Consider the following 17,031-nt stretch of genomic DNA (forward strand, 5'->3'; position numbering starts at 1 on the left):
CGGATAACGTCAGGTTTTTTATTTCTAGTTTTTCGTTTCTTTCATACACTAAGAATAGTATGAAAAAAGAAGGTGACTAAGGTGAAATTACATAAAGCTCTTCAGCCAAGTTTTATAAAACGAATGTACTATATGAGATTTTTAGGGAAATTTACAAAAGCTGAGAAAGAGAAGAGTGGAGAGAATTTCTTTGTACACTGCTTATCGCCAATACCATTCACTTTACAGGAACAATTTACAAATGAACCATATGTATTTGAAGGGTTATGTAGCAATAAAAAGAATGAAAAAATCTTTTCGGAATTAAAGAAGAGGAAATTAGAAAAGCAATTAGTAATGTTTCGTCTTTATTATGAAAGAGGAAATGTATACGTGGAGTTAATATGTACAGAAGAACCGAAAGAAATAGCAAGCAGCTATAAAATGATTCCGGCACCTAAAGTTACAAATCATAAAAAAAGAGAATCTTTAGAGCGAAAACTTAGCAACGGTTATTTATCATTTCTTATGCCAAAATTTCCGAAAGACTTTGAGCCTCCCGAATTATTGTGGCACGATGGAAGACTGTACGGAAACATATCCCTAAAGTCATCAATTAGCTCAATCGCCTATTTTGAACAGAAACGTGAATGTAAATATATAAACTGCAGTGACTGGACGAAGTATGTAGAAATAGCGGTAGAAGATCAATTATATTTTGTAAGTGATTATGTATATGAGCAATTAAAAAAACGAATGCATGAAGAAGGTAAGCTAATTGAAGTAGAGGATATAAAAATACAAAAAGATGAATGGGAATGGGATGAGCGTGAATCGTCCTTTTTACAGTATGTACAAAGTATGGTGCATAATAAAGGGTTATATTTGGATGAAACGGATATTTATAATTTCCATATAAGTGTAAAAACAAATATGTTAACGATTCTTGGTGGTATACCGGGCGTTGGGAAATCACGTTTTGTGCAAACTTATGCAGAAGCATTAGGGTTACAGTATGGGGAAGAGTTGGTTTGGATTCCAATTTCGCCATCGTATCAAGAACCACATGATTTACTTGGTTACCTTCATCCAAATGGTACTTTTATTGAATCTGAAGCGAAGTTAGTTAGGACGTTAATGAAGGCGAAAGAAAATCCAAATCAACTGTATATAATCGTTTTTGATGAAATGAACATGTCTCATATTGAGCATTGGTTTACTCCGTTTCTATCTGTTCTTGAACTTGAAACAAAAAATCGTATTTTAAACTTGTATGAGGGTGTACAGGACATAGAGAATTCAATTCCATCAACAATTGAAATTGGAGAAAATATTATATTTGTAGGTACTGTAAATTTTGATGAAACAACGAAAGAGCTCTCTGATCGATTATTAGACCGAACGAACCTAATAACGTTACAGAAAATTCCGTTTTGTGAGATGGGCATGGAACAGGGGAAAGTCGTATTACATCCACCTTTGAAAGTAACGGCGGGAGAATTTCGGATAAATTGGATGAGAAATAAAGCGATGATTGAAGTGTTTTCTGAAGAAGAATTAGAGCTATTAGATAAGTTGCATGTCGTATTGTCATCACATGACGCGTCTAAGGGGATTTCTTTCCGATGTGCAAATGCAATTGCGACTTATTTGCAAAACATACCGTTTCAAAATAACCATACCTATATGATTAGTAGAGAAGAGGGGTTTGATTTACAAATAAAGCAGCGTGTATTGACGAAAATCAGAGGGACCGAAATGATGGTTGGGCCTTTACTTTCTGAAGAAGTAAAAAGGGGGGCGACCTTAGTACCTCTTTTGCAATCTACACTTGCAAACAGAGTATCTACATTTGAACACTCTTTAGCATATATACGAGAAAAACGTAGAGAACTGGAGTTGTATGGATATGCAAAATGAAGGGCGTTATGAAACAAAAATCGTTGATACGAATGAAACGCTCCCTTTTGTATTAAAGTTAATCATTGGAAATGAGGGGAAAGGAGATTATATTTTATTAAATCGTCTTTGTACATCTACTACAGCATTAGTTCAATGTATTTATAAAGTACAAGAATTAAAACCAATAAGATTGCAGTACAATTATGAAATCCCAATGAATATTACTTTTATATGGAATAAAGTATATGAGGGACAGAAAAATATAAAAGAGGCTCAATATGAAATAAATGAAAAAAAACAAAGAGTATTAATATATGAACACGGGAAAACAGAATTCTTTTATCCATGGCGCTGTGGTCTATACCATTTTGAAGTGCGTATAGAAGATACAACGTATTATGGCGCATTTCAAATCGTACCGAAAAACTTTTTTGATGATCAATTTGAAATGATTCAAGACTATGTGAAGTCAATTTTAAATGAGTTGATTTTGGATAGAGGTTACTATAAAAAAACCTTCTCTGCACTTAGCGATATTGAGGATTCTTCTTATTTAGTGTTACTTAGAAAGTTACCGCAAAAAATGAAAATGATAAAGCAAATCTTTAAGAAAATAGAATCAAGCTCAAAATTTATAAATGAATATAAATGGGAAGGAAAAGAGCGAAAGCCAACAAGAAAAGGAACTATAGTGGCAGAACGAAAACCTTATGCCAAACATTATAATCGTAAGTTTATGGAACAAAAAAATAGTAAGGAAAATGCATTTCTTAAATATAAAGCGATGCAATTTTATCATTATTTAATTGAAGCTAAAAGTTTTTTACGTCAAACAATTGAAATATTAGAAAGAGAAAAAAAGAAAAAATCAGAAGAGTTTCAAGCTGTAAAAACGATTATACAAACAATTGAGCGTAATGGATCAGTAACCGATAGAGAGAAGCAAAAATATAAAAATATACATTTACTAAAAGAAGCCGATTTACGAAAGAGCTCAATGAAAATACAAGAATATAAAATATTGGCGCATATTGTGCATGAAAATGTACAATACTTTCAAATGTTAATGCACTCTTCATTTTGGAGGGAAGTTACTGAAACAAGTAACATGAACTTACATGATTTATCGATACCACATCAACAATTACTACATCATTTAGAAGTACTCCCGCAATATACGGATCAATCTCCATCATTATTATTTGTTTATAAGCCAACGTTTTTAGTGTATGAATATTACGCTTTTTTTATCGTTATTTCACTTTTAGAGCAAATTGGTTTTGAGGCTAGAAACTCCATCCGTGAACAAATACAAGAACATTTTTATGTAGATGGATTACAAGATGGAACGACAGTAGTTTTAGAACGAGATGATATAAAGGTGCATGTCGCATTTAATGACTTAATTGAAACACATCCTCTTATTGCATTAAGTAAAGGTAGTAATTTTTACAATGGTGAGGATACGAAGAAGCCAGATATTCGCTTAGACTGTTATGTAAAAGAAGATGGGAAATACGTATATAAATCTTCTATTATTATTGAAGTGAAGTATAGTCCAATGTACAATATTTTTCAGCACGTCGGAAATACGAAAGCAACTGAGCAAATGTATAAGTACTGGTCTATAAAGTATGTAGAAGAACAGGATGGAAAGCGAGTCTATTATCGAAGGTCAATTTATGAAGTCATTTGTGTATATCCAGGAAGCCATATGCATAGTAAAAAAATTGAGTCTGGATGCGGTGTTTTCTTGCAGTTATATCCATATAAGACGAAACAAGGGGAAGAGAAATTAGCTGGAAAACATGGGATGGTACAAATTTTTGAAAAATGGCTAAAAAGCATTAAGAAGTAAAAGAAATCCTTTTTCATAAAGGATTTCTTTAGATTAAGAAGAATTATATGCTGTATGGAAAGAAACGTAGTGTAATTTAGATTTGAAAAGTGCTACAAATGTGTTATTAAAAGGAATGTGAGCGCGGGATAAAAGTCGATTAAATTGGAATCTAATTCATTTTGCAGAATATAATAAGTCATAAATATTTTTAGTTGCATACGAAGATTTGTTCTTATATGATAGATAGTGAAAGCGTTATCAAAAAAAACAGAGCGGCGATGGGAAAGGCGGTTAAATATGTTCCAGCGTGTTCAAACAAAGGAAGAACATTTTGGGTTCGAGCAACTATGGGGAGATTTTTGTGAAGAAAGAAACTTAATGTTCGTAGAACGTAATTTAAATCCATCACGATTTTTATTAATAGAAGATGAACATCCTATTGGTACAGTAGAATGTATTAAGTATACGGTACCTGAACAATCGAATTCTGAGTTTTTCTATCCGTTTTCTAAAAATGATTTAGTAAAAGATTTGAAGAATGTATATGAAATAGGCAAGTTAAGTATTTCGAAAACGTCTCGTGGAAGAGGACATTTCAAAAGGCTAACAGCTATTTTATTTATACATGCGTTAGAAACAAAAGCTGAATGGTACATTGCAGCAGTAACAAAAAGAATGTATATGTATTTACTTACACTTGGTTTTCCAATTGAACCAATAGATAATCCTTTTCAGTTTCATGATACTTTACAAGGTGTACCAGTAAGAATTCATGCTCGAAAAGGGGTTACGCATTTGTATTCTTTAAAAGAATTTCGTGATGTGATTCAAGGGAATGCTCATGCACAGGCATTAATTACAGAATACAGTAAAAATATTATGTTAACGAAATAAAGCGAAGTGAATATGTATAATAAAGAGAATAATATTTGTATAGGATATAACTCTTCATTAAAAAAGACCCTTATTATTTTAATAAGGGTCTAAAAATTATAATCCAAATATACTAAAAATCATTTTGCGGCGCTTCGGTTTCTTTTCTCGTTCATATGTTGGTTTTGAATCCGGAGTAATATAAATGGGTTCTTCTTTCGTTAGGGCAGCTTCTAACTTTTGAATTCGCTCTAACATTTCCTCCATTTCACGACGGTGTTGTAAAAGTTGGTACGTGACGACATCATTTGCCTTATCTTGCATTTGTTCTTCCATTCGATCAAGTCTTCTCGTAATAGTGTTTAATTGATTAGCTAATTGTTCAAAATCATTCGATGATATGTTTTGAACAATTGTATTAACTTGAGTTTTTAATTCCTTAACTTCATTTGAGGAAGCCTTTTGAGCAGATTGAGAATTTTGAGATTGCTCTATTTGAAATCGATGGTGTTCTAACATTTGATCGACATCCTCTTGTGTGAAAATAAAGTGGCCATATTTGTTTTTCTCTATCGTAAGATTTAATTGTTGCGCGATCCGGACAACAGCCTTTGGGCTAACACCTAATTTCTTTGCGATAAATGGTGTTTTATATTCCAAAATAATCCCTCCTATATATATCCTGTTGAATGATTTCGAGCTATGAAGTAAGTTCCCTTCTAGTGCGACAAAAGAAGTGTGGAATCGGCAAAGAAAGTGTTTTTTCACGAAATTGAGTTGAGGAGAATAGTTCTTTTAAATAAAAATGTCTTATCTTAACATTTAGAATAATTTGACGAGTGTAAATGAATTAGATTATCATAATGATAAATATCTTTTTTATGTATGCATATAATATATAAAAAGGTGGTTGCTAATGTAGAATTTTGTTAGAGTATTAGAATGCTTACTTCACTTGAATAAAATTAAGTAGGAGGTGGCTTCCTTGCTTACAAAGTAAGTAAGGAAAAGTATTTGGACATATATAGTATAAGTATAGTGATTGTTTTAATTGCCTTAACGGCATTTTTCGTTGCAGCAGAATTTGCAATTGTTAAAGTGAGAAGTTCACGAATTGACTATTTAATTGCAGAAGGAAATAATCGTGCAACATCGGTCAAAACAGTCATTACAAACTTAGACGAATATTTATCTGCTTGTCAGTTAGGAATTACTGTTACAGCTTTAGGAATTGGGTGGTTTGGTAAACCTGCGTTAAAGCAAATGTTTGATACGCTTTTTGCAAATTGGAATATCTCTACTCAACTAGCAGACATTTTTGCTGTAACTTTAGTATTTTTGTTAATTACTTTTTTACATGTTGTAATAGGGGAATTGGCCCCAAAAACATTTGCAATTCAAAAATCTGAACAAGTGAGTTTGCTTGTTTCTAAGCCGTTAATTTTCTTTTATCGTATTGCATTCCCGTTCATTTGGCTATTAAATGGTTCAGCTCGAATCATTACGAAGCTGCTAGGGCTGAAACCGCCGAAGGGGCATGATGAGGTTCATTCAGAAGAAGAATTACGGTTGTTAGTTTCAGAAAGTTATAAAAATGGTGAGATTAATCAATCTGAATATAAATATGTGAATAAAATTTTTGAATTTGATGATCGGATTGCAAAAGAAATAATGGTACCTCGAACTGAAATGAATATTATAAGTAAAGAGATGCCTGCTGAAGAAGCTTTGCAAAAAATGTCTCGTGAAAAATATACAAGGTATCCAGTTGTTGATGGCGACAAAGACCACGTAATAGGTTTTGTGAATTTTAAAGATATTTTTACTGAATTTGTACAACATAAAGCTGTTAATAAGAAGACAGTAGAGCAATATGTGAGACCAATTATTTTAGTTATCGATTCTATTCCCATTCATGATTTGTTTTTAAAAATGCAAAAAGAAAGAACACATATTGCTATATTGATAGATGAATATGGTGGGACATCTGGACTTGTTACTGTTGAAGATATTTTGGAAGAAATTGTTGGAGATATTCAGGATGAGTTTGATACGGATGAGCAGCCAGAAATTCAAAAGGTTAGTGAAACGAAGACGATACTAGAGGGAAAAGTACTTGTTAGTGAAGTGAATACGTTATTTGGTTTAGGGATTGATGATGATGGTGTTGATACAATCGGTGGTTGGATTTTAACGAAGAATATAGAGATTGCTGAAGAGGATTCCATTGAAATTGAAAATTATAAGTTTTGTGTGAAAGAATTAGATGGACATTATATAAAAAGATTAGAAGTTACAAAGATAGTAGAATCGATTGTTATTTTAGAAGATGAAAAACAAATTTCGTTACAAGAGCAAATTAGCTCGTAAACTCTGCTATATAGCAGAGTTTTTTTGAGCATAATGTTTTTTGAGGGATAGGGGCTATGATACAATGACATAAGTTGAACCTTTCACTAGGTGAAGTATTGTTGTATACATATATTTGGAAGGAGAAGAAGTATGAAAAAGCATTTATATATAAACGGAAATTGGAAATCTGTAAACACGTATAAACCATTATACGCACCATATTCTGAAGAAACATTAGCGGAAATTGCACAAGGAACGGAAGAAGATGTAAAAGAGGCTGTTACTGCTGCAAAAAATGCAATGACAAAAATGAATACATTATCTGCATATGATCGTGCGACTATTTTAGAGAAAGTTGCACAAAAAATGGATGAAAGAAGAGAAGAATTTGCAGAGATTATTGCAAAAGAAGCTGCAAAACCAATACGTGCTGCAAGGGGAGAAGTAGATCGTACTGTTCAAACGTACAAATTTGCAGCTGAAGAAGCGAAGCGTATATATGGTGAGACATTGCCATTAGACGCCGCACCTGGTGCAGATGGGCGTATTGCATATACAATCCGAAAGCCGATTGGGGTTATAGGGGCTATTACACCATTTAATTTCCCATTAAATTTAGTAGCGCATAAAGTTGGACCAGCAATCGCTGCCGGAAATACAGTTGTATTAAAGCCAGCTGATCAAACGCCATTATCATCTTATGCATTAGTTGAGTTATTTGAAGAGGCAGGATTGCCAAATGGAGCTTTAAATATCATTTCTGGCCCTGGCCCCACGGTTGGTGAGGCAATCGTCAAAAATGATTACGTTGCTTCTATTACTTTTACCGGAAGTCCAAAAGTTGGAATCGGAATAAAACAAAAGGCTGGGCTAAAACGAGTTACGTTAGAACTAGGCTCAAATGCTGCTGTTATTATTGATGAAGATGTAGAGTTAACAGATGAAATAATTGAACGTGTAAAATGGGGAGCATTTGTTAATAATGGGCAAGTTTGTATTTCAGTACAACGTATTTTTGTACATGAAACGAAAATACATGAATTTCTCTCAAAGCTAAAGAAAGCGATGGAATCAGTTGTTGTTGGTGATCCATTGCTTGAGGAAACGGATGTATCAGCTTTAATTTCAAAAAAAGATGTAGAGCGAATTGATATGTGGGTTCAAGAAGCAATTAAGGAAGGAGCAACTGTTTTATGTGGTGGTAAGAAGCAGGATGCAAGAATTTTTGAACCGACTGTATTAACAAATGTTCCAGATCATGTATCTGTGCAGTGCCAAGAAGTATTCGGTCCACTCATGACAGTAAATACATTTAAAGAATTTGATGAAGCGATTGAGCAAGTAAATAATTCGCGTTACGGCTTACAGGCAGGAGTATTTACAAATAATTTATTTAAAGCAATGCGTGCAATTGATGAGCTAGAGGTTGGTGGTGTCATGATTAATGATATTCCAACGTTCAGAGTAGATCATATGCCTTATGGTGGTGTGAAAGAAAGTGGCACGGGACGCGAAGGAATTAAATATGCAATAGAAGAAATGACAGAAATGAAATTAGTATGTATTAAAAAATAAAGTGGAAAAACTTAAAACTTGCACTAAAAAACGAGTAGGAAATGTTTACGATTCCATACTCGTTTTTTACGCTTCTAGTAACTATTTAATTAAGTGTAACTTTTACTTCATTTCTTGTTTGAAAATAGTATCTTCTACATAAATTTGTTCTTTATCTATAGCAGTAGCATGAGTTAATACTAAACCGATTGGTGTTTTTGTATCTTTATTTTGAACAATTGTAAAAGGAACATTTTTTTCGTTTGCTAATTTAATGTATTTTGATAAATGTGGGTAAGCAATGCCACCATTTAGGAGGAGTTGTAATGATTGAGAAGAGCGCATGCTACCCGCCACTTCAGAGTATACATTACTTTGCATTACTTGACCGATTGTTAAAGCGATTTCCACACGCTCACGTAATGTAGTTAAATACATATTACGTTCTTCTGGTTTGTTTTGCTTTTGGCCGTAAATGCCTTCTTGGAGATAATCTTCCACATTTTTATTTACCATATTTTTCACACCTTTCATTTTCTATTGTACGCAAGAATTAAAAATGATGCAAAAAAAAGTCGTTTTGACTACGGAAATAATGAAAATATGTGAAGGAAAAAGGGGATTTGTATACAATTAGTTAAATAAGAAAGAAAAAATAATTTTATCAACAGAAATTAACAAAATGTGACAAAAATCTATTAACGAATCGTATTTTTTGTGTTAATATTCAAAATATAAAGGGTATTCGTCGTATGGAAATGGAGGGAATGGAGGTTTTTCCAATCGATAAGGATATTAAAGAAATATTTTGTTCACACTTGAAAAACAATAGGCACCAATTCGTAGAGAACTGGAAAAACAAAATGATAATTTCCGAAAAAGATCCATTTAAACTAGAAGTAGTTCAAAATGGAGAGGATTTACTAGAGTTAATTATCGAACTTACTATGGAAGATAAAGATATAAATTATCTTCAACCGTTATGTGAGAAAATTGCTATTGAACGTGCTGGAGCAGATGCGAATATTGGAGATTTTGTTTATAACGCAAACGTGGGAAGAAATGAACTTTTCGAAGCGATGTGTGAATTAGATGTTAGCGCTCGTGAATTGAAACCAATTATGGCAAAAATACATACTTGTTTTGACAAATTAATTTATTATACCGTTTTAAAATACTCGGAAATTATATCGAAGAATTTAGAGGAAAAACAGCAATATATTAACGAAACACATAAAGAAAGGCTGACGATTTTAGGGCAAATGTCAGCTAGTTTTGTACATGAATTTCGTAATCCGCTTACTTCCATTATGGGGTTTGTTAAATTATTAAAGGCGGATCATCCGAGTTTATCGTATTTAGATATTATTTCGCATGAATTAGATCAATTAAATTTTCGTATTTCGCAATTTTTACTCGTATCGAAAAAAGAAATGTGGAATGAATCGGAACGGTTTTGGCTTAATGACTTGTTTCAAGACATTATACAATTCTTATATCCGAGTTTGGTCAATGCGAATGTTTTGATTGAAAAGAATTTACCGTATCCAATTCCGCTTGTTGGTTATCGGAGTGAAGTGAGACAAGTATTTTTAAATATATTAATGAATTCAATTGATGCTCTTGAATCAATGAAAGAAGAACGAAAAATTATCATTGATGTATTTGAAGAAGATCAAGCTATTCGAATTGTGATAAAAAATAATGGACCAATGATTCCAGCTGAAAATGTAGAAACGATTTTTGAACCATTTGTAACTACTAAAAAGTTAGGAACTGGTATTGGATTATTTGTATGTAAACAAATTGTGGAAAAACATAATGGATCCATTATGTGTCGATCAGATAACGATTGGACAGAATTTCAAATTGCATTTCAAAAATAAACAGTCTACACCAAATGAATGGTGTAGACTGTTTTAATTTGTGAGTATAACGGCTTCTAATTTAGGATCTTTAGTTGAATAACCTACTATTGAAATTGTATAAATAACATTTGGTTCAACATTGAATTTTGGTATAGTCAATAAAACGTTTTTATTATCTGCGAGTGAAATTTCAATATCTGCTGTACCAGGGCTAACTTGCAAAAAATCTGTTATTTGTTTAAAGAGTACATTTTCAAATAAATGATCCCCATCTTTTAAATCTACGTTTACAACAGGGGTATCTGGAGAGAAATGTGCAAACCGTATTTTGGCTTGACCAGCTGGTAAATGTGTATTATCAAGTATAGGCTGTAATTGTAGGTGATTATCACTATTTATTGCAGCAAGAGTATAAGTATGATTTCCCATTATTGGTACCAACGCTGAAAAGATTGGAGTTTCATTTCCGACAGGAACAATATCTATACGGTATTTACCTTGCACTAATGATAAATAAGGGCTGAATTGCTTAAATGAAATATTTTTAATAACCTTTTGTCCGTTTACTAAAATGTCAACCGCTGGTATATTTGGATCGGCATGAAAAATTCTTATATGTGACGGTAAAGCAGCTTCTTGTGAGTCTCTTGTTTCATACGCCTGTACAAGTTTTGATAGTGCATCGTAATATTTCATATATAATTCTATATATTTTTTAGGATTACGAAACTGATAGTAACGTGCGAGTTGTTCGTATTGTGTAACTTCTTGTCCATATTTTTCGATTTCAGATTGAGACATGAACATTCCTCCTTTGTCATCATTAAAACTATATGCGAAGCAAGAAAGCGGTTATGCAAAAAAAAATGATTTTATAAAGGGAAAATTAAAAATTGACAACAAATATGTTTTCATAAAGAGGTACTGGTGCTTACGAGAATTTCGCAGAGTAAAGCAGTACATATGACTGTACGAAAGTAAAATAAATGCCAAATTGAAAGTGCATTTCAATTAACATATTGAATACATGTCCAAAAATCGCTAGAAAACTAGGGATTTTTTTAATTATAGGCAAATACACATACAAAGTGATAATTGTCCTACATAAATTATAAAGGAAAGATACTTTGAATCTGAGGAAAGGAGTGCCACTTCGGGATAGGGATATCCCGATAGTAATTGTGAATGAAGTTATGAAAAGGTTTTGTGTTATAGGCTGTAGGATGAATTTGTAAACTTCATTTTTCTATTTATTTTAGCAATTGACAGTATTAACCCATAAGAGAGCGTCATGACGAACTGATTAGTGTGGTTAATCGGTTCTTTTTTTATAGTTTAAAACTGAAAAGTTTACATAATGAATAGGAATCTGAATTGATTAGTAAGGTGGGTGTCGAAATTTGTTTTAAAATATGCAATTTAAAGTAGGATAATAGGAAGGAGTTTAACGGGAGTTCCGTCGAAGTGTACAGAATGTCGGCATTTAAGGACAGCTGGCATTATGCTATAAAAACATTTGGTGATGTAGTCATTTCATATAAAAAGGAGGGTTATTTGGGCGTATAGAAAAGGGTTGGTCTTCGTTTTTTAGTTCTGAATTTTCTGTTTTATAAAAATTTTTAAGCACTCATTTGTATATTTTATAATAGTTTTTTGATAAATTCACTGCTTTTGCAGAGGATTCTTTTTTATGAAAGAAACGTCAATTTTCTTCATATATATATACAAATTGGAGAAATGGGGGAGCGCTATGCGCGATTACTTAATTAAACCACTTGTTGGTCAGCCGTATCCAATGATTTCACATGGAAAAGGTGTTTATTTGTATGATCAAAATGGCAATAAATATTTTGATGGTTCGTCAGGAGCAATTACGGCAGGTATTGGGCATGGCGTAAAGGAGATTGCAGACGTTATTAAAAAGCAAGCTGAGGAGATTGCTTTCGTTTATAGATCACAGTTTACGAGTGAACCAGCTGAAAAATTAGCGAAGAAGTTAAGTGATTTAAGTGTAGGAGATTTGAACTGGAGTTTTTTTGTAAATAGTGGTACGGAAGCGAATGAAACAGCTATGAAAATTGCAATTCAGCATTTTCAAGAGCGAGGTATTCAAGGGAAACATAAAATTTTATCAAGATGGATGAGTTATCACGGTATTACGATGGGTGCTTTATCGATGTCTGGGCATCCACTACGTAGACAACGTTTCGTATCTATTTTGGAAGATTATCCGACTATACCAGCTCCATATTGTTTCAGATGTCCTGTTCAAAAGGTATATCCAACTTGTCAGCTGGCATGTGCGACTGAACTAGAAAGATCAATTGAAAGAATTGGTGCAGAGCATATTGCTGCTTTTATTGCTGAGCCGATTATCGGAGCAGCTGGAGGCGCGGTTGTTCCGCCGAAAGACTATTATAAAGTCATTAAAGAGATTTGCGACCATTACGATATTTTATTTATTGCGGATGAAGTAATGACTGGGCTTGGTCGTACTGGAGCATGGTTTGCGATGGAGCATTGGGGCGTAGAGCCGGATATTATGACACTTGGTAAAGGGTTAGGAGCGGGATATACACCGATGGCAGCGACAGTTGTAAGTGATCGTGTTATGGAACCAATATTACGTGGATCACGTTCAGTAATGAGCGGTCATACGTTAAGTGCAAATCCATTGTCTGCAGCAACGGCTTTAGCTGTTATTGAATATATGGAGAAACATAATCTTCCTGAAAAAACAGCAGAAAAGGGAGAGTATTTAATAAAAGGCTTACAGAAAGTTCAGCAACAATCGACAATCATTGCTGATGTGCGCGGAAAAGGGTTGCTAATCGGAGTAGAATTGCAACCGTTTACAAAAGCGTCAGAGCTTATTTCAGTTGCAGCTAAAAATGGTCTGCTTTTATACCAAGCAGTTTCAGGGCAAGCAGGAAAAGAAGATAGTGCACTGCTTGTAGCACCGCCAATGACAACTACATATTCCGAGTTAGATGAATTACTTTCAATTTTCTCTAAAAGTGTGGAAGAGATGATGCAAAAAGGAGGGCATAGTATCGCATGACAACTATTACAAATACATTCGGTAAATTAAAAGAAATTGAGGAAGTAATTTCTTTGTTCCATGATGATATGACATTGATGTTTGGGGGATTTGGAGGGATTGGATCCCCTCCATCTTTAATACAGGCAATTTTAGAAAAAGGCGTTACAAATTTAAATTTAATTGGAAATGACACTGGATTTCCTGATGTAGGTATCGGTCGTCTTGTTACAAATGAAAGAGTTAAATCAATAATTACTTCTCACATTGGCTCCAATCCAAATGCAGGAAGGCAACTAAACGAGGGAAGGTTACAAATTGAGTTTTCTCCGCAGGGAACATTAGCAGAGCGTATTCGCGCTGGTGGCGTTGGTCTTGGTGGTGTTTTAGTTGATGTTGGTGTTGATACGATTGTGGAAGAGGGAAAACGAACAGTTGAAATGAATGGTAAGACCTACTTAGTTGAAACAGCATTAACTGCTGAAGTTTCAATTGTATATGCGAAAAAGGCAGATCCGTTTGGTAATCTTGTATTTGACAAAAGTGCACGAAATATGAATCCCCATGTAGCTATGGCTGGGGATATAACAATTGTAGAAGCAGAAGAAATAGTCCCGCTTGGAAGTTTAGATCCAGAGGAAATTGTCGTTCCAGGTGTTTTCGTAAATTATATTGTACCGTCGGAAGGAGTGAACTGGAAATGGGTATGGGCGTAGAAGTGAGGGATAAGATTGCTAGGCGTGCGGCGAACGAAATACAAAATGGTATGATTGTAAATTTAGGTATTGGCATACCATCGCTTGTACCAAATCATTTGCCTGACGATATAAATGTTATGTTTCATGCGGAAAATGGAATCGTCGGCATGGGACCAACGCCAAGTAAAGGGAATGAAGATGAAAATTTGTGTAATGCAGCAGGTTTACCAACTTCTCTTATAACAGGAGCGAGTTATTTCGATAGCTGCACAGCGTTTGGGATGATTCGAAAAGGTTTGCTAGACATAACGATTCTTGGTTCATTACAAGTAAGTGAAAATGGTGATTTAGCAAACTGGATTGTACCTGGAAAACGTGTTCCAGGTATTGGTGGAGCAATGGATTTAGCACAAAAAGCGAAGCGGGTCGTTGTTGTGATGAATCATGTTGATAAGTACGGAAATGCAAAAATTGTTTCAGAGTGTACATTGCCATTAACTTCAAAGAAGTGTGTAGATTTAATTATTACTGATATGGCAGTCATGGAGGTAACTCCGAGTGGACTTATATTACAAGAATTAATGAGCCCATACACAGTAGAAGATATAAAACGACATACAGAAGCTGATTTTCAAATTAGTTCTAACTTACTAGTAATTGAATGAAGGGAGATGTAATATATGGAGCAATTAAAAAAGCAAGTTTGTGATTATATTGAGAGCCATGAAGAGGAAAGTGTGAAATTTTTAAAACGATTAATTCAAGAAAAGAGCGTATCTGGTGATGAAAGCGGTGCGCAGGCAATTGTGATTGAAAAATTACGTGAATTAGGTTTAGAGCTCGATATATGGGAGCCTTCTTTTTCTAAAATGAAAGATCATCCTTATTTTGTATCACCCCGTACAAGTTTTTCAGATAGCCCAAATATTGTAGCAACTTTAAAAGGAAGTGGCGACGGGAAATCTATGATATTGAATGGGCATATTGATGTAGTTCCAGAAGGGGATGTGAATCAGTGGGAACATCATCCTTATAGCGGTGAGAAAATCGGAAATCGTATATATGGCCGTGGAACGACGGATATGAAGGGCGGAAATGTCGCACTTATGCTTGCGATGGAAGCGATTATTGAATCTAACATTGAATTAAAAGGAGACATCTATTTTCAAAGTGTAATAGAAGAGGAAAGTGGCGGAGCAGGGACATTAGCAACTATATTACGAGGATATAAGGCAGATGGTGTCATTATTCCGGAGCCTACTAATATGAAGTTTTTCCCGAAACAACAAGGTTCCATGTGGTTTCGTCTACGTGTAAAAGGGAAAGCTGCACACGGTGGAACGCGCTATGAAGGGGTTAGTGCAATTGAAAAAAGTATGTTTGTTATAGAACATGTAAGAAAGCTAGAGAAGAAAAGAAATAGTCGAATTACAGATCCGTTATTTAAAGAAATTCCGATTCCAATTCCAATTAACATTGGGAAAATTGAAGGAGGGAGTTGGCCAAGTTCTGTTCCCGATGAATTAATTTTAGAAGGAAGATGCGGTGTTGCGCCGAATGAGACTATAGAGGCGGCAAAAGAAGAGTTTGAGAATTGGATTGCTGAATTAAATGATGTGGACAATTGGTTTGTTGAAAATCCAGTAGAAGTAGAATGGTTTGGAGCGAGATGGGTTCCTGGTGAACTAGAAGAGAATCATGAACTCATTACGACACTTCATCACAACTTTGTTGAAATCGAAGGGAACGAACCAATTATTGAAGCATCTCCGTGGGGGACTGATGGAGGTTTATTTACACAAATTGCAAACGTACCAACAATAGTATTTGGTCCAGGAGAGACGAAAGTCGCACACTATCCAAACGAATATATAGAAGTTGATAAAATGATAGCTGCCGCAAAAATTATTGCATGTACATTACTAGATTGGTGTGAGGTGAAAAAATGAAATACTATGAATCTTTTAGAGAACAGACGAATTGTTATACAGTAGAAGGTGTTTTAGATTATTTTAATAAGCGTATTCGGGTAGATCACTATACAGGAAATGTTGAAAGTATTATACAGACAATTGACGAACTAGCAGAGAAACATTCTTTCACTAAATGTATTATTAAAGGAAAGGGAGAGCATGTTTCAACATGGCTCTCTTTCGGTTTTTTGTTGGAAGCAACGATACCTCATTATTTTCAAGGACACGATGCATACTTTTTTGTGAAATATAATAATGATGAAAGACGAAATAGTATGCATTGGATTGAGGAAGATACTATATTAAGCGGTGTAAAAGGAAAAGAAATAAAAGAAAAAGTAGTTCCAGAGAAATTTTTGCTGAGAAAAGCGACTGAAGAAGATGCAGAAGAATTAGCAACTGTATTCGGAAAAGTATTTGAAGTGTATCCGACACCTTTAAATGAAGCGAGTTATGTATTACAGACGATGAAAGAAGACGATACAATTTACTACGTGTATGAATTTGAGGGGAAAATTATTAGTACAGCATCTGCAGAAATGAACATAAAGGAAGGGAATGCAGAATTAACGAATTGTGCTACTTTACCTGAATACCGTAAACATGGATTTATGAAAAGTTTACTAATTAAATTAGAGGAAGAACTTCAAGAAAGATCTATTTTCTGCTCCTATACAATTGCTCGATCGCTTTCTTTCGGAATGAATGCTGCCTTTCATCAATTAGGCTATACGTATACAGGAAGACTGGCGAATAATTGCTACATTTTCGATAAGTTGGAAGATATGAATATATGGGTGAAAGATCTATCTAGCTATTCGAAAGCAGTAAAACTTCCGCCTCAAAATTTGGCTGTAAAGCAAAACAGTTAGGTGGAGCTGGGTGTTTGAAAAAGCCGTATTAATTAGAGTTTCGAGTTATCTAATGAAAATATAAAATTGATTAAAATTAT

Annotated in this window: 14 protein-coding genes; 11 read left to right on the forward strand and 3 right to left on the reverse strand. The window is 34.1% G+C overall.

Annotated elements, in window-relative coordinates; translation table 11 throughout:
- Nucleotides 1–81 precede the first annotated feature (81 nt).
- The 3 genes from ACTFRM_RS25795 (at nucleotide 82) to ACTFRM_RS25805 (ending at nucleotide 4,615) form a co-directional block, all read left to right on the forward strand.
- Nucleotides 82–1,899 carry an AAA family ATPase gene (locus ACTFRM_RS25795; protein WP_440043763.1) on the forward strand — a complete coding sequence of 606 codons (1,818 nt, stop codon included), beginning with the start codon at nucleotides 82–84 and terminating at the stop codon, nucleotides 1,897–1,899.
- Nucleotides 1,889–3,739 carry a hypothetical protein gene (locus tag ACTFRM_RS25800; protein ID WP_001178731.1) on the forward strand — a complete coding sequence of 617 codons (1,851 nt, stop codon included), beginning with the start codon at nucleotides 1,889–1,891 and terminating at the stop codon, nucleotides 3,737–3,739. Before ACTFRM_RS25795 ends, ACTFRM_RS25800 begins: the two co-directional genes overlap by 11 nt.
- 279 nt (nucleotides 3,740–4,018) lie before the next feature.
- Nucleotides 4,019–4,615, forward strand: coding sequence for a hypothetical protein (locus tag ACTFRM_RS25805; protein ID WP_000487796.1), 597 nt, complete (start codon nucleotides 4,019–4,021; stop codon nucleotides 4,613–4,615).
- A 96-nt stretch (nucleotides 4,616–4,711) separates the two neighbouring features.
- Here the strand turns inward: ACTFRM_RS25805 and racA are convergent, their stop codons facing one another.
- Nucleotides 4,712–5,254, reverse strand: a complete 543-nt coding sequence (racA, locus tag ACTFRM_RS25810) for a chromosome-anchoring protein RacA (protein WP_000456018.1) — start codon at nucleotides 5,252–5,254, stop codon at nucleotides 4,712–4,714.
- Between the two features lie 354 nt (nucleotides 5,255–5,608).
- On the opposite strand from racA, the gene ACTFRM_RS25815 reads away from it, so the two are divergent.
- Both ACTFRM_RS25815 and ACTFRM_RS25820 read left to right on the forward strand, forming a co-directional pair.
- Complete coding sequence (locus tag ACTFRM_RS25815) at nucleotides 5,609–6,964, forward strand: hemolysin family protein (protein WP_000356254.1); 1,356 nt, start codon at nucleotides 5,609–5,611, stop codon at nucleotides 6,962–6,964.
- 132 nt (nucleotides 6,965–7,096) lie between these two features.
- A complete protein-coding gene (locus ACTFRM_RS25820) occupies nucleotides 7,097–8,521 on the forward strand; it encodes an aldehyde dehydrogenase family protein (RefSeq protein WP_000716483.1) in 1,425 nt (474 codons plus the stop codon).
- Between the two features lie 102 nt (nucleotides 8,522–8,623).
- Here the strand turns inward: ACTFRM_RS25820 and ACTFRM_RS25825 are convergent, their stop codons facing one another.
- Complete coding sequence (locus ACTFRM_RS25825; protein WP_000247558.1) at nucleotides 8,624–9,016, reverse strand: YueI family protein; 393 nt, start codon at nucleotides 9,014–9,016, stop codon at nucleotides 8,624–8,626.
- A gap of 236 nt (nucleotides 9,017–9,252) precedes the next feature.
- Here ACTFRM_RS25825 and ACTFRM_RS25830 point away from each other — a divergent pair, with 236 nt between their 5' ends.
- Nucleotides 9,253–10,386: a BA2291 family sporulation histidine kinase gene (locus tag ACTFRM_RS25830; RefSeq protein ID WP_000425086.1), complete on the forward strand. Its 1,134-nt coding sequence runs from the start codon at nucleotides 9,253–9,255 to the stop codon at nucleotides 10,384–10,386.
- Nucleotides 10,387–10,419: 33 nt separating this feature from the next.
- Here ACTFRM_RS25830 and ACTFRM_RS25835 read toward each other — a convergent pair whose 3' ends face one another.
- Nucleotides 10,420–11,169, reverse strand: a complete 750-nt coding sequence (locus tag ACTFRM_RS25835; protein WP_000083284.1) for a DUF4397 domain-containing protein — start codon at nucleotides 11,167–11,169, stop codon at nucleotides 10,420–10,422.
- 949 nt (nucleotides 11,170–12,118) lie between these two features.
- Here ACTFRM_RS25835 and ACTFRM_RS25840 point away from each other — a divergent pair.
- Genes ACTFRM_RS25840 through ablB form a run of 5 tightly spaced genes read left to right on the forward strand, consistent with a single transcriptional unit; the run spans nucleotide 12,119 to nucleotide 16,951 of the window.
- Entirely contained in the window at nucleotides 12,119–13,429 is a 1,311-nt protein-coding gene (locus tag ACTFRM_RS25840) for an aspartate aminotransferase family protein (protein ID WP_001205882.1), read from the forward strand.
- Nucleotides 13,426–14,124 (forward strand): acetate CoA-transferase subunit alpha, encoded by a 699-nt coding sequence (atoD, locus tag ACTFRM_RS25845; RefSeq protein WP_000208102.1) that lies wholly within the window; start codon nucleotides 13,426–13,428, stop codon nucleotides 14,122–14,124. Before ACTFRM_RS25840 ends, atoD begins: the two co-directional genes overlap by 4 nt.
- Nucleotides 14,109–14,771 (forward strand): CoA transferase subunit B, encoded by a 663-nt coding sequence (locus ACTFRM_RS25850; RefSeq protein WP_000525296.1) that lies wholly within the window; start codon nucleotides 14,109–14,111, stop codon nucleotides 14,769–14,771. Before atoD ends, ACTFRM_RS25850 begins: the two co-directional genes overlap by 16 nt.
- A 15-nt stretch (nucleotides 14,772–14,786) precedes the next feature.
- Nucleotides 14,787–16,055 carry a peptidase gene (locus tag ACTFRM_RS25855; RefSeq protein ID WP_000436702.1) on the forward strand — a complete coding sequence of 423 codons (1,269 nt, stop codon included), beginning with the start codon at nucleotides 14,787–14,789 and terminating at the stop codon, nucleotides 16,053–16,055.
- Nucleotides 16,052–16,951: a putative beta-lysine N-acetyltransferase gene (ablB, locus tag ACTFRM_RS25860; protein ID WP_000878594.1), complete on the forward strand. Its 900-nt coding sequence runs from the start codon at nucleotides 16,052–16,054 to the stop codon at nucleotides 16,949–16,951. The genes ACTFRM_RS25855 and ablB overlap by 4 nt, the downstream gene beginning before the upstream one ends.
- The last annotated feature ends 80 nt before the right edge of the window (nucleotides 16,952–17,031 follow it).

The sequence above is a fragment of the Bacillus cereus group sp. MYBK227-1 genome, assembly GCF_051916325.1.
Classification (GTDB): Bacteria; Bacillota; Bacilli; order Bacillales; family Bacillaceae_G; genus Bacillus_A; species Bacillus_A cereus.